The organism is Pelotomaculum sp. FP (genome assembly GCF_004369245.1).
GTDB classification, from domain to species: domain Bacteria; phylum Bacillota; class Desulfotomaculia; order Desulfotomaculales; family Pelotomaculaceae; genus Pelotomaculum_C; species Pelotomaculum_C schinkii.
Genome location: NZ_QFGB01000003.1, coordinates 129,798 through 143,180, shown reverse-complemented (window position 1 = coordinate 143,180; position 13,383 = coordinate 129,798). Strand labels below are relative to the sequence as shown.

General features: G+C 47.2%; 13 protein-coding genes. 9 read left to right on the top strand and 4 right to left on the bottom strand.

The genetic code is table 11. The features are described from left to right. Position 1: 1 nt before the first annotated feature. The 5 genes from rfbD (at position 2) to Psfp_RS02415 (ending at position 5,060) form a co-directional block, all read left to right on the top strand. The gene (rfbD, locus tag Psfp_RS02435; RefSeq protein WP_243120438.1) at positions 2-853 is read left to right on the top strand and encodes a dTDP-4-dehydrorhamnose reductase; all 852 of its coding nucleotides are present in this window, start codon (positions 2-4) and stop codon (positions 851-853) included. Positions 854-869: 16 nt separating this feature from the next. Further along, positions 870-1,865, top strand: coding sequence for a dTDP-glucose 4,6-dehydratase (gene rfbB, locus Psfp_RS02430; RefSeq protein WP_134216957.1), 996 nt, complete (start codon positions 870-872; stop codon positions 1,863-1,865). A 40-nt stretch (positions 1,866-1,905) separates the two neighbouring features. Further along, entirely contained in the window at positions 1,906-2,985 is a 1,080-nt protein-coding gene (locus tag Psfp_RS02425) for a glycosyltransferase family 4 protein (RefSeq protein ID WP_134216956.1), read from the top strand. A 246-nt stretch (positions 2,986-3,231) separates the two neighbouring features. Then, positions 3,232-4,083, top strand: a complete 852-nt coding sequence (locus tag Psfp_RS02420; RefSeq protein ID WP_192895235.1) for an SAM-dependent methyltransferase — start codon at positions 3,232-3,234, stop codon at positions 4,081-4,083. After that, positions 4,083-5,060 (top strand): glycosyltransferase family 2 protein, encoded by a 978-nt coding sequence (locus tag Psfp_RS02415; protein WP_134216954.1) that lies wholly within the window; start codon positions 4,083-4,085, stop codon positions 5,058-5,060. The genes Psfp_RS02420 and Psfp_RS02415 overlap by 1 nt, the downstream gene beginning before the upstream one ends. 55 nt (positions 5,061-5,115) lie before the next feature. Here Psfp_RS02415 and Psfp_RS02410 read toward each other — a convergent pair whose 3' ends face one another. The 4 genes from Psfp_RS02410 to Psfp_RS02395 form a co-directional block, all read right to left on the bottom strand. Then, the gene (locus Psfp_RS02410) at positions 5,116-6,600 is read right to left on the bottom strand and encodes an O-antigen translocase (RefSeq protein WP_134216953.1); all 1,485 of its coding nucleotides are present in this window, start codon (positions 6,598-6,600) and stop codon (positions 5,116-5,118) included. Continuing rightward, entirely contained in the window at positions 6,584-7,765 is a 1,182-nt protein-coding gene (locus tag Psfp_RS02405) for a glycosyltransferase (protein ID WP_282432409.1), read from the bottom strand. Before Psfp_RS02405 ends, Psfp_RS02410 begins: the two co-directional genes overlap by 17 nt. Before the next feature lie 88 nt (positions 7,766-7,853). Further along, positions 7,854-8,834 (bottom strand): rhodanese-like domain-containing protein, encoded by a 981-nt coding sequence (locus Psfp_RS02400; RefSeq protein ID WP_134216952.1) that lies wholly within the window; start codon positions 8,832-8,834, stop codon positions 7,854-7,856. 44 nt (positions 8,835-8,878) lie between these two features. Next, positions 8,879-9,856 (bottom strand): sulfurtransferase, encoded by a 978-nt coding sequence (locus Psfp_RS02395; protein ID WP_134216951.1) that lies wholly within the window; start codon positions 9,854-9,856, stop codon positions 8,879-8,881. A 286-nt stretch (positions 9,857-10,142) separates the two neighbouring features. Between Psfp_RS02395 and Psfp_RS02390 the strand changes: the two genes are divergently transcribed. From Psfp_RS02390 to Psfp_RS02375, 4 genes are read left to right on the top strand one after another with little or no spacing between them, the layout of a single operon-like run. After that, on the top strand, positions 10,143-10,919 hold the full coding sequence (locus Psfp_RS02390) for an SH3 domain-containing protein (protein ID WP_243120437.1): 777 nt from the start codon (positions 10,143-10,145) through the stop codon (positions 10,917-10,919). A gap of 17 nt (positions 10,920-10,936) precedes the next feature. Next, positions 10,937-11,632, top strand: coding sequence for a Wzz/FepE/Etk N-terminal domain-containing protein (locus tag Psfp_RS02385; RefSeq protein ID WP_134216949.1), 696 nt, complete (start codon positions 10,937-10,939; stop codon positions 11,630-11,632). Continuing rightward, positions 11,625-12,371, top strand: a complete 747-nt coding sequence (locus Psfp_RS02380) for a CpsD/CapB family tyrosine-protein kinase (RefSeq protein WP_190238824.1) — start codon at positions 11,625-11,627, stop codon at positions 12,369-12,371. The genes Psfp_RS02385 and Psfp_RS02380 overlap by 8 nt, the downstream gene beginning before the upstream one ends. 15 nt (positions 12,372-12,386) lie before the next feature. Further along, a complete protein-coding gene (locus tag Psfp_RS02375; protein ID WP_134216947.1) occupies positions 12,387-13,328 on the top strand; it encodes an SDR family oxidoreductase in 942 nt (313 codons plus the stop codon). Positions 13,329-13,383 lie beyond the last annotated feature (55 nt).

Genomic DNA, 13,383 nt, shown 5'->3' with positions numbered 1-13,383 from the left:
CATGGTTACAGGCGCTGCGGGGATGCTGGGAAAGGCCGTTACGGCTGAATATATCAGCCGTGGTATGGAAGTAATTGCTTTGCAACGGAATGAACTGGATATTACTGAATTTGACAGGGTCAGGGATGCTATCAGAGCCCGGGAGCCTGATATTGTTGTTAACTGTGCCGCCTATACAAATGTGGACGGCGCGGAAGGTGAGCGGCGCCGGGCTTTCCTCACGAACGGCCTGGGACCGCGCAATCTGTCGGCTTCGTGCAGGGAGCTGGGAGCAGTACTCGTTCATATCAGCACTGATTATATTTTTGACGGGAGCAAGAAGGAACCTTACGGTATTTATGATGTTCCACACCCCTTGAATATATATGGAAGCAGCAAACTTTGGGGCGAAAGGGCGCTAAAGGAGATTGCATGTCCCTGTTATATTGTCCGTACCAGCTGGCTTTTTGGACCTGGCGGCAATAATTTTGTTGCAAACATGATCAAGCTGGGTAAGGCGAAGGGAAAAGCAAGTGTTGTTAACGACCAGTCGGGAAGCCCTACTTTTACTGTTGACCTGGCCCGGGCTATAGCTGATTTAAGCGGCAGCGGTTGCTACGGTACTTACCATATTACGAATCAGGGGAGTACCACCTGGTATGATTTTGCGAAGGAAATATATGACATGTGCGGCCTGGCAGTAGACTTATCTTCATGTGATAGCGCAGCGCTGGTTCGCCCGGCCAGGCGTCCTGCTTACTCTATATTGGATCCTTTCCCTTTGGAGGAAACCATTGGCTACCTGCTCCCCTCCTGGGAAAAAGCCCTTGCAAAATATCTAGAGATGATCAAGAAACAGGGAGTATTAATATAATTGGGGGTAATTGTCCGTGAAGCTTCTCGTAACCGGTGGAGCAGGCTTTATTGGCTCAAATTTTATTCACTATATTTTCGGTGAACACCATGATTGGCAGATCATAATCCTAGATAAGCTAACCTACGCAGGCAACCTGAGGAACTTGGAAGGACTGGATCAAAAACGCTGCCATTTTGTCAGGGGTGACATTGCCGACGCCGGGTTGGTGAAAAGGCTTGTCAGCCAAGATGTGGATATAATTGTAAATTTCGCTGCCGAATCACATGTAGACCGCAGTATTGATAACGCAGATCCTTTTATCGAAAGTAATATTAAAGGAGTTCAGGTTCTCCTGGAAGCTGTGCGGCTTCACGGGGTTAAAAAGTTTATTCAGGTTTCTACAGATGAAGTATACGGTTCACTTGGTTTTTCCGGTAGTTTTGACGAAAAATCGCCCCTTGCCCCTAACAGCCCCTACTCGGCCAGCAAGGCGGCAGCCGATCTTCTCTGCCGGGCCTATTTCAGAACATACCAACTGCCGGTAATTGTGACCCGTTGCGTAAACAACTATGGACCGGCCCAGTACCCCGAAAAACTCATTCCGGTAATTATCAATAGCGCTATGAATGATAAGCCGGTTCCAATTTACGGCGATGGACTGAACGTCCGCGAATGGATTTATGTAATGGACTATTGCCGTGCCCTGAGGGAAGTAATTTTGGCTGGCAGGGTTGGAGAAGTGTATAACATCGGCAGCGGCAGGGAACTCAGCAATCTTGAACTGGCCAAGGAGATATTGACGTATTTAGAAAAACCGCATAGTCTCATTCAATTTGTAAAAGACCGCCCGGGGCATGACCGGCGATACGCGATAGACAACGGTAAAATTTGCCGCGAGCTTGGCTGGAGGCCGGCATATGATTTCACCGCGGCGCTTCATGATACCATAGAGTGGTATGTCAGCCACAGTAGTTGGTTCGAGAGTTGCAAAGCAGCGTCTCAAAAAAGTCTGACCAGCGAGAGTCCATAGTATGGAAAACCAGGTTATTTGTGAATCAGAGGGGTTAAAATTGAAAGCGCTTTTTTTGCCGACAGCGTCAATGAATGACCCGGCCAGCCGGTACAGGGTTTACCAGTACCTGGATTATTTGCGCCGCACCGGGATGGCTGCCGATTACAGGGCGGGTATATCTGATTTTATGTATACCATGTTCGCTCCCTATAAAGGTTTATTTCATAAGGCCATTTTTTTTGGACTAAGAGCATTAAACCGCATTTTGGCTGTCTTTATTATATGGCGTTATGATGTGATCATTATCCAGCGCCTGGTCTTACCGCACGTGTACCCGTTTCCTGAAATGCTGATCTGTGTGGTTGGGAATATGATTGGCAAACGGATTATATTTGATTTTGACGACGCTATTTTTACAACTTATGCCCACCGTTCCAAAACGACGGCAGAACGGTTTCATGACACCAACAGGGTCGCCAGGGTACTGGCGCGGTGTGATACTGTGATTGCCGGCAATGCATATCTGGCGTCTTACGCTAGGGCTTATAACGCTAATGTAGTGATAATCCCAACTACAATTGATATAAACAGGTATCCGGCTAAGAAATATGAAGGCAAAAATGCGGGTGAACCATATATTATCGGCTGGATAGGCACACCCAGTTCCCTGCCGTACTTGAATATTTTGAAACCCGTTTTTCAAGAACTTGCCAAAAAGCATGCTATCTTAATCCGTATTATCGGAGGGCTAAGTTATCAATGCCCAGGTGTTAATGTAGAACAACTGCCCTGGTCGTTACAGGATGAAGTAAGCCATATTCTAACCTTTGACATCGGGGTAATGCCGCTGCCCGGAGATGAATATGATCAGGGAAAATGCGGGTTAAAGCTGCTTCAATACATGGCCGCGGCAATTCCCGCCGTGGCCTCACCTGTCGGAGTAAATAAGGATATTATTAAAGACTGGTTAAACGGTTGTCTGGCCTGTTCTATTGAGGAATGGGTAGTAAAAATCAGCAGTCTGCTCCAATCAACCCAACTCCGGATGGAACTGGGCAGGCGGGGTAGGGAAACGGTTGAACGTAAGTATTCAATACAGGCTGTTTTACCTGATTTTTTAGAGGTTCTAAGAGGTTAGAAAGATAGGAGGATGGAAGTGCCATTCACCGAATATGAAGAAAATCCTGTGTTATCTCCGCAAAGTGATAATAAAATCCACACTAAAAATTGTCCATGTTGTTACATTTGTGGCCATCAAGGCCATAACTTGTACCATGGGTTAATAGACCGTCTCTTTTGCGCGCCAGGAGAATGGAATCTCAAAAAGTGTTCAAACCCTGAATGCGGCCTGGTGTGGCTGGATCCGGAGCCACTGATGGAAGAAGTGGGTAAGGCTTATAAAAACTACTATACCCACCAGGACAACAGTTGTAATTCTGATACTTTGCCACGGCGCTTATATAAATCGGCAAAAGAAGGTTACTTGGCTCGGAGATACGGTTATTACAAAGAGTCGGTCAATATTTATAAGAAGTCGCTGGGGCTGTTGCTTTACTTTCATCCGGGCCGGCGGGAAAACATGGATTTCAGTGTTATGTATCAGCAGTCACAGCCAAATGGGCTATTGCTTGACATTGGATGCGGCAGTGGACATAAGCTAAAGTTTTTGCAAGACCTGGGCTGGGATACAGAAGGTCTGGATTTGGATCCCGTGGCAGTTGATAACGCAAGAGCTAAAGGACTGAAAGTGCGCCTTGGTGACCTTCAGTCTCAGGATTATCCGGACAATTGTTTTGATGTCATAACCATGAGCCACCTTATTGAGCACGTTTATGATCCCCTCGGACTTTTATGTGAATGCCGCCGTATTCTTAAACCTGGCGGGCGCCTGGTGATGATTACACCGAATAGTGAAAGTTGGGGGCATAAGCTGTTTAAAAACAGTTGGCTTGCTCTGGACCCTCCAAGGCATTTGCATATTTTTTCTCTCGCGTCGCTGCAACTGCTCGCGAGAAAATCGGGTTTTGAAAAATATAAAATATCAACTACAATCAGAGAGGCGAACGGACTTTTCGCAGCCAGTAAAATAATTCAGCGTACCGGTAAATACTTCTGGGGCAGCCGCATACCATTCACCCTTCGTCTTTGGTCACGCGGCATGCAATTTGTGGAATGGGCGTTATTAAAAATGAAACCGGGCTGCGGTGAAGAAATTGCCATGGTGGTGGAGAAATAGTGGCAGGACTAAGTGTTGCAATGTGTACATTCAACGGCTCTCAATATATAAGTGAACAACTTGACAGTATTGCTTCACAGACACGCCTGCCGGATGAACTGATTGTTTGTGATGACTGCTCTACGGATTACACGGTGGAGATAGTAAAAGATTTTGCTGCCAGGGCAGGTTTTCCTGTGCGTTTAAGTATTAATGAAAAAAACCTGGGGTCGACAAAAAATTTTGAAAAAGCTATCAGTTTGTGTACAGGTGGCATGATAGCCTTATCTGATCAGGATGATGTTTGGCAGCCAGAAAAGTTAAGGCTTATTGAGGCTGTATTGTTAAATTCACCCAATACAGGCGCTGTTTTTACGGACGCTGAAGTCGTCGATGAACGCTTGCGTCCGTTGGGTTACCGGCTCTGGCAGTCCAAGGACTTCAGCTCTTCTGCGCAAAAAAAAGTCACCCATGGAAAAGCTGTTGAAGTACTGCTTAAACGTAATGTGGTAACAGGCGCGACTATGGCTTTCAGAGAAAAGTTCAGGGGGCTCATCCTGCCTATTCCGGAAGGCTGGGTGCATGACGCGTGGATTGCTTTGATTGTAGCCGCCAATGCGGATTTAGCGTTTATCTCTCAGTCACTGATAAAATACCGCCAACATGATCGTCAACAATTAGGCGCAAGAAAAAACAGCTTTGTGGAGCAGCTGTCTGTGTCACGCGGGACGGACTCAAGCAGTTATGTTCACCAGCTAAATAATTATACAGCTGCTCACGAACGACTAATGTCCGGCAATACTGGCTATTACAGCAAAGAGGCAATTTCATTACTTGAAGCGAAGATAGAGCATTTAAAAGTACGCGGCAATATGCCCGGGCAAAAACTGCGGCGATTGCAAACAGTGATAAAAGAATTATGCACTTTTCGCTATCACCGTTTTTCCTATGGATGGAAAAGCGCGGCAAAGGATCTTTTGGGGGCTAAGCCTTTTTGAAAGCTTTCATTTACTAAACTATGAAGCGTTCATGATTGAAGAGGAATAATAGTATTTACGAACGTTTTTTGAAATATATCCATGGCCAGCCCCCCAATAATCGATATATCCTTAAGCACGAATAACTACCCATTGCCAGGGTTAGTGTTAAACCCAATACCAAGGGAACAATACCCGGGAAAAGTCTGGCCCATGAAATGATCGCTGCACAACTCATTAAGACAATCAGTAGGATAAGATTTGTTTTTCTCCAGTAAAAACGGTTCACTCGAAAAATGATTATCCACAGCAGAAAAAAGTAAAATGTATGGGTCAAGAAGTAAGCGATTCCTGTCGCCTTGAGATTCCAGATTGGTAAACCTCCCCAAACCAATCCCAAATACATGAGATTCCAGGAAAGTTCGGTGGTAAAAAATAAACGGCTGCGTCCCTGGGCCAGCAGAAGGAAACCCATAGTCCAGCTGGCGACCTTAAACAGGTCTCCGAGGAACTGCCAGCGCAGAATACCAACTGTTTCTCCAAATACTCCAGAGTATAGGATACTAACCACTTGTGAGGTCAGGGTAAGCATGCCCAGGATAACCGGGGCGCCCAGGAGCAAAGCCAATTCGGCCTGATCGTTAACCAGGGTGTTGGCGGTTTTACGGTCATCGGCAACTGCAGTCAGCCGGGGATAAAAGTCCTTACCCATGGATTCCAGGATAAAACCCAGGTAAAGTGCGGAAATACTCCATGCCGCCTGGAAATGACCGGTGGCAGTCACACCTAATGTTCCTGTAATAAGAACCCTTACAGCAAATTGACTGGCTGTCCTGATCAGGTTTGTGATCATAAAAGTAAAACCCAGGCTGAATAGCCCGCGTAAAGGTTTTGAGACGGCTTGCCAGGTTGCGTGAATGCGAATCTTGACGATCCTGCGCGTATAATGCCAGGAAACTACCAGAAGGACTAGGGGCGTGCTTACTACTGCGACGGCTATACCTGCTTCTCTCCATTGCCATACCGCCAGCACAGCTATGAGCATGCCACCCAGTGCGCTGAGAATATATACCCTGGCAAGATCGCCCAGATAGCGTAAGCCGTTTAGTATAGCGGTTTGAGCGCCGGAGACGGTAGTCGCCCAGACACCGGCGGCCAGCCAGGTTATCGCCCCGGCATATCCGTCGGCGCCTATGACCAGACGGGTAACCGGTTGGCGAAGGATTATTAACAGCAGGGCGCCCAATAATCCTGTTATTACTGCGGACCACCATAATGCTATATGGGTATGGGCAAGATAATCCGTATCGCCGGAGGCCTTCGCCTCAGCAATCTGACGCACGCCGCTTGCAGCCAGGCCCATCCCGGACACTGTGCCTGCAGTATTCAGAACAGACTGCAACAGCCCCAGGAGTCCGATGCCTTCCGGCCCCAGCAGTACCGCCATTACTTTGCTCTTGACAATACCGGAAACGATGGTGAATGTTGAACTTCCGCCAATGATGGCGGAGGCCTTCAGTATTTGCGCCGTTGAGCTTTTCCTGTCACTGATCGGCTGCATATTCACTCACGTCATTACATATGACTTCTTTATATAATTCTTCATACCGGTTGACGATTAGCGGCAGGCTAAAATGCTCCTTGATCCGGAGCCTGGCCGCTTGACCCAACCGGCTTCTGCCCACCGGACCAAGCTCGATAAGTTCGCTCCATGCCTGCGCCAATGTCCGGTGGTCTTTAGGAGGAACAGCTTTGCCCGTTTGGCCCACAACCAGTGCGGAATCCCCCACGTCCGTTGCAACGCAGGGTACGCCGCAGGCCATAGCTTCACCGATAACGTTGGAAAATCCCTCACTATATGAAGAAGAAGTGGCGATGTCCAGGGACGCGGTGAGACGGGCGATATCGTCCCGCCGGCCCAAAAGATGGCACCTGTCAAGGATTCCTGCCGCTTTGGTCCACGCAACCAACTCAGGGTTTTCCCAGGTTACCCCATCCCCACAAAGCAGGAAGTGAACATCCGGCCGGCAGGTGTTCAGCCGGGCCGCGGCATAAATAAAGTTGCGGTGATCCTTGTCGGGAGCGTAGCGTGCCACCATTCCTATTAACAACGCCTCTTCGGGGATGCCCAGTTCCCTGCGAACGTATATGCGTGAAGAAGGATCCGGTTTGTAAGCCGAAAGGTCAAAGCCGTTGGGGATGACCACCATTTTCCCCGTTTCGTAGCCTAATTCAGCGTGTACCTGGCGGGAGGCTTCTGAACAACAAACAATTTTTGCCGGCAGCTTTCGGGATAGCCGGGCACAGATCCCGGCAATCCAAAGGGTTGTTCGTTTGGTGCTTTGCGGATCAAGTCTGCTGTGCCGTATCCCCCAGATCACAGGGATACGGCCGGCTAGTACGGAGGCCAGACCGCCTGCGAGATCTGCGTGGTACATCCAGGTTTGGATGCAGTGAGGGGGAGATTGACGGATCTGACGGGCAAATTGCAGCAACTTTAAAGGATTCGGCGCTTTTTTGCGGATTTCCAAAGCTCGCACCGGCACCCCCAGTTCCCTGATTTTTATACCGACTGGCCCGGTATCCGTCAAAGAAACCACCTCAACCTCAAACACTTCCCGGTCAATATTTGAGAGGAGCTTGTAAAGCATCATCTCGGCGCCCCCGACGTGCAGGTCCGTGATGAGGTGGAGCAACTTTATTTTAAAACCTTTTTTCCATGTCACTAATTAATATCACTTCTCATCAACTAATCTATAAGAAAGTAGCGGAGCCATTGCTCCTTGCTTCAAACTATTTTGGAGCCGGTTGGTTTTAAGCGCTTGCTCCGCCTTTTTCAAGGGGACGTTCCCTGTAATTCCATTCTCTAAATCCGCCGTAGTAATTCTTCACGCTGGGATAACCCATCAATTCATGAAGCACATACCAGACCAGGGAAGATTCTTCGCCCTGAGTTGAATAAACGTATACGTTTTTGTTCTGGGTAACGCCACGGCTGGTGAAGATGTCGGCTAGTTCCTGCGCTGTTTTAAAGGTTTTGTCATCGTTTAAGATATCGTTGATACTGATATTAACGCTGGAGGGGATATGTCCGCTTAAGTAGTCATTGTTTGGACGGGCGTCAACAATAATGTTGTTTGGGTCGTTGCTGCCTACAACAGCCCCCATTTCTTTTAAATCTGTTTTAAAGCTCAAGTCTTCTTTAACCGGATTGAACCCAAAGTTGCTGCGGGGGAGTTTTGTCGGCTTTGCTATGTTTTCCTGAAGACCGGCCTCTTGCCACTTTTCAAAACCACCATCTAAAATCTTGACTTCGTTATCACAGCCGTACATTTTCAGCATCCAGTAAACCCGGCCCTGCAGGCAGTTGTCGTTTCCATAGATGACAATTTTACTGTAATTGTCAAGGCCTAGTTCTCGCAGGTACCTTTCAATATATTTCGCGGGGGCGATGCTGTTCCAGCGAGCCGGATCCTGATAATGAGAAGCTATGATTTGAATCGCTCCCGGCAAGTACCCCTCCGCCAGGATTGCTTTCAGTGTCCTGGAAGTACCGCCGCGCGCGTCCAGGATTACCAGGTTGGGATCATTGATCATGTCGTTGAGTTCATAAACGCTGATCACAGCGTCCGGGTTGCTGTAGCCCGATATCTTTTGGGCGGCCTGTTCAGCCGGACTTAACTGTACTGTTTTGATACCGGTTGAGGAGCGTTTGCAACCTGCCAGTATACAAAGGAAGCCGGCCATCATAAATATTAACAGGCTGAATAGGAATATCTTTTTTTTTCTGTTCATGTTCTCACCCTGCCCTTTCTTTCAAAGCTTATATACTTTCTTCATTATATTTGGGGCGAACTTGCGGACTGTTGCGCCACGGGCTTGCCGTTTTGTTGCCACTCATTAAAAGAACCGTCATAACTTTTTACATCCGGATACCCCAAAAGTTCTGAAAGGGTAAACCAAATCATGGTGCATTGCACACCGTTGTTGCAGTAAACAATAATTTTCTTATCCTGCGTAACATTTTTGCTTGCAAACAGACTTGTTAGACTGGGAGCAGGCTTAAAGGTCATGTCTTTATTGAAAACCGAAGACCAGGGAATATTCACGCTGCCGGGTATGTGCCCTTTGGCGTACTCGTCGCTGGTCCGGGCGTCTATAACGACGCAATTGTTGTTGCCGGCCGCAGCCGCTACGTCACGCATGGTTGCATACATCAGATCAGCCTTTAATTTTGTTAAGTCAAACTCGAATACGGCGCGTTTAGGCCTGGAAACAGTGGTGGATATTTCGTAGCCGGACCCCTGCCAGTTATCCAGACCGCCGTCTAAAATTCTTACATTGTCATAACCATACATTTTGATTGCCCAGTACAACCGGGTTTGCAGACCCTGGTCACCGTAAAGAATGATTTTGGTGTTGCTGCCGGCCCCGCTTTCCCCAAGTGTGTTTTGGAGCTGAAGCGGCGGCGCAATACGGCCAGGGTAGTTGGGATGGCAGTATAGGCTGTGTAAAATTGCTGTCGCCCCAGGTATGTGCCCTTTGGGGTAGGTATTTTGATAAATTCTATATGTACTGCCGCGTGTATCAATAATAAGTGTATCGGGAGCGGAAATTATTTCGTTTAATGCATAAGCGCTGATGAGAGCTTCCGGGTGCGCATAGCCTGCTATTTTTTCTGCAATGTCCTGGCGTTCCAAATTTTTCTTTACTTCCTCAATCGCTTCAGGCTGGATAATTGTTGTTTGCTTTTGACTGCAGCCGCCAACCAACCCAATTCCCAAGAATACAGTTGTTAATGAAATTATTAAACCCAACGCAAAAGTAAATCTTTTTACAGTTACATCACTCCATTTTTAGTAAATTCAATGTTATTGACTTGCCAAACTATTTTAGAAAGAGTTCCCCATCTTTCTCCATCCATCAGCCAATTGCCCGGAATCTCCGAATATCATATGAAGTTCCTGAAGGGAAAGTTACATTCCGGGAAAGCAAAAAAAGTAGCAATATTTAGGTGTCACATGCCCGATTTAACAGACATAAAATAACAAGGAATGGGTAGAGAAGATGCTAAGGCGTGTTTTAGGGGGAGAGGCAAATTTGATGTGGTCATGGATGCTCGTTGCAAGCGCCGTTTTGACTGCTATTTTTATTGTCATAACATTGGCTCAATTAGAAGCGGGGGCAAGGGTAAAGTTTAAGAAATCGCTGGCGTTGTCCTGTTGTGTTCTGGCCATACTGGCGGGTTTAATCATAATAAAACCCAAGACGGATATTAAACAAGTTGATTATATACCTAATATTCAACCTGTCCAGGAAAACACAAGTAAACCGGAGGATACGCTGAAAAAAGAAACCGTTACCAATTCTGCAAGCTCTGTGGAAAGCCCTCTTGGCGCTGAGCAACCGCAGGAAAAAATTATAGAGACCCAGCCGGTTCAGGAACAGGGCGCACAGGATAAAGTTGTAGTTGAAGGCGTGGATCCTGTGCTTGAAGAGATTATGGCCGCAAAGCGTCAGGCCGAAGAAAAACAGAAATTGATAAACGCGGGGGTGGCTGCGGAAGAACTAAAATCGGAAGAATCAGAAATTGAGGAAGAACAGCAAAAAGAAAATCCCGATCAGGATGGGCAGACCGGTCAACAGCCCGGAGAGAGCAATCAAACAGAAAACCTGCAGGCGGTGAAAGCCAGGGTTCAGGCGTCGAGCCTTAACGTCAGAGCTAAAGAGAGCCTGGAGGGTCCGATTATAGGTACTCTCAATTCCGGTGATATCGTAGAAATTATTGGTCAATCCGAGACAAGTGAATGGCTTAATATAAAATTTGATTCCGGGCAGACAGGATGGGTTATGAAAAAATATTTGCTGCCTTTACAGTAAACCAGGGAGGATAGGCAATGAGACTTAAGGAGTTCGGAAGAATTCTGGGCGAACTTAAACTGGTGCTGGTTTTAATACCGGTTATAGCTATGTTTACAAGTGCGATAGTTAACTTATTCGTATTGATGCCAGTCTATAAATCAACTACAAATCTTATTGTGTTAAGAGACGAAATGAACCCTGCTTCTGAAATAAATATTAATACCCTGTCATTAAATCAAAGGCTTGTTAAAACCTACAGTGAGTTGGCCAAAAGCCGGACAGTCGCAGAAGAAGTTATTAAGAACAACAATTTAGATATTACCCCGGAGGAATTCAGCAAAAGAATTCAGGTGGAACTGGCCGGTGATACCGAGGTGTTGAAAATTACGGCAAGCGACTCCAGTCCGACGGTTGCCGCTTTAATGGCTAACGGAGTGGCCCAGACGCTTACCAGCAAGGTTTACAAAGTCCTGAACGTGAAAAATATTCAAGTACTTGACCCGGCCTTACCGCCTGTTTCGCCGGTTAGCCCCAACGTGATTCTAAATATTATACTAGCCGGTATTTTTGGTCTGGTTCTAACAGTGGCAATTGTATTTGCCAGGGAATACCTGGATGACACCATCAGGGACGCCGACGAAATTGAGAACAATATAAAGCTCCCAGTAATTGGCTTAATACCTGTGGCTGTTTATGAAACCGGTGGAGAAGGGAGAGCAAAGATTGAATAGCTACGAACTGGTTGCTTACAGCCGGCCCCAATCTTTTATAACGGAATCTTTTCGAACTTTGCGGACGAACCTGCAGTTTTTAGGGGTTGGTGATACGTTAAAGACCATCCTTATAGCCGGCAGCGGATTTGGTGAAGGAGCGTCTTTTATAACTGCAAACCTTGGAATTGTTTTGGCGCAAGCGGGTCAGCGGGTGATTATCGTAGACTGTGACCTGCGCAAACCGCGGCAGCATTTGATATTCAACCTGGATAACCAGTTAGGTTTAACCAGTGTTTTATCTGGATTTAAAGATCTTGATCAGGTCATAAAGGATGTTCCTATAGCCGGGGTCAGGATACTAACGGCTGGTTTGCTGCCTACCAACCCCGCGGAATTATTGGGCAGCCAGGAAATGAGCCGGCTTGTGGCAGCCCTGAAAGAAAAGGCTGATGTGATCTTGCTGGACGGTTCCCCGTTAACGGTGTTTGCCGACGCAGCAGTTTTGTCCAAATCCGTGGACGGTGTTCTTATAGTGGTAAGATCCAGGGTTGCATCGCAAAATTCGGTGACAAACACCAGGGAACTCTTAACCAACGCTAAAGCAAGTATTCTGGGTGTGGCTTTAAACTGCGCCAGAATGGATGCGCTTAAAGATGATTATCATGCTTATTATGCTAATGCGGCCGCAGTTCCTCGACAGAAAAAGAAAAAAACCGAAAAACCCCGTAAGACAGAAGGGAAAAAGCAAGCTAAGTAAGATGGAGGTTGTTGCATGGGTACCATTTTGGTTACCGGCGGGGGAGGTTTTATTGGTTCCAATTTGACCGTTGCCCTGGTGAAGTTAGGCCATAAGGTTAAGGTGCTGGACAATTTTTCTACCGGGAGCATTGATAATTTACAGCCGGTATTAAAGGAAATTGAGTTATATAAAGGAGATCTGCGCTGTCTGGATGATGTCCGGCGGGCCGTTGCAGGCGCAGAGGTTGTTTTTCATCAGGGCGCCTTGCCGTCGGTGCCCAGGTCAATCGCCGACCCCCTGACTACCAATGCGGTAAATATTGAGGGAACCTTGAACGTTTTATTGGCTTCACGGGATGCCGGGGTCAGGAGAGTGGTATATGCGTCCTCTTCTTCCGTGTACGGCAGCAATGAGGTTCTTCCGAAGGTGGAAAATATGTCTTTGTGTCCGATGTCACCTTATGCGGCAACCAAGCTGGCCGGGGAGGTTTACGGAAAAATCTTTTATGAGCTGTACAGTCTGGAAACCGTCGGGCTGAGATATTTTAATGTTTTCGGGCCGCGGCAAAATCCAAAGTCAGAGTATGCCGCGGCTATTCCCCGTTTCATCAAGGCTTTACTCAATAAAGCATCGCCGGTGATATACGGCGATGGAAATCAATCCAGGGATTTTACGTTCATTGACAACGTTGTTCAGGCGAATCTTTTGTCCATGCAGACTTGCGCAGCAGCCGGGGAAGTGTTTAATATTGCCTGCGGCAAGAGAATCACTTTAAATGGATTATTAGAAATCTTAATGGACATTACCGGTACCCGGGTGGACGTTGTCTATACAGCTGCCCGTCCGGGCGACGTAAAGCACTCGCTGGCCGGCGTGGAAAAGGCGGCCGGCGTGCTCGGCTACTGTCCCAAAACTGACATTAAAGAGGGCCTAAGGCTGACGGTCGAATGGTTCACTAAGGAAAGCGGTTTATAAGTAATTGAATATCATGCAGGAGGTGGGGGAGAGGAGGTCGATAGTGAAGTCCTAA

Coding starts and splice junctions, on each gene's coding strand:
- rfbD (WP_243120438.1), top strand. CDS start 2: ATGGTTACAGGCGCTGCGGGGATGCTGGGAAAGGCCGTTACGGCTGAA.
- Psfp_RS02400 (WP_134216952.1), bottom strand. CDS start 8,834: ATGAACAGAAAAAAAAAGATATTCCTATTCAGCCTGTTAATATTTATG.
- Psfp_RS02390 (WP_243120437.1), top strand. CDS start 10,143: ATGTGGTCATGGATGCTCGTTGCAAGCGCCGTTTTGACTGCTATTTTT.
- Psfp_RS02410 (WP_134216953.1), bottom strand. CDS start 6,600: ATGCAGCCGATCAGTGACAGGAAAAGCTCAACGGCGCAAATACTGAAG.
- Psfp_RS02385 (WP_134216949.1), top strand. CDS start 10,937: ATGAGACTTAAGGAGTTCGGAAGAATTCTGGGCGAACTTAAACTGGTG.
- Psfp_RS02375 (WP_134216947.1), top strand. CDS start 12,387: ATGGGTACCATTTTGGTTACCGGCGGGGGAGGTTTTATTGGTTCCAAT.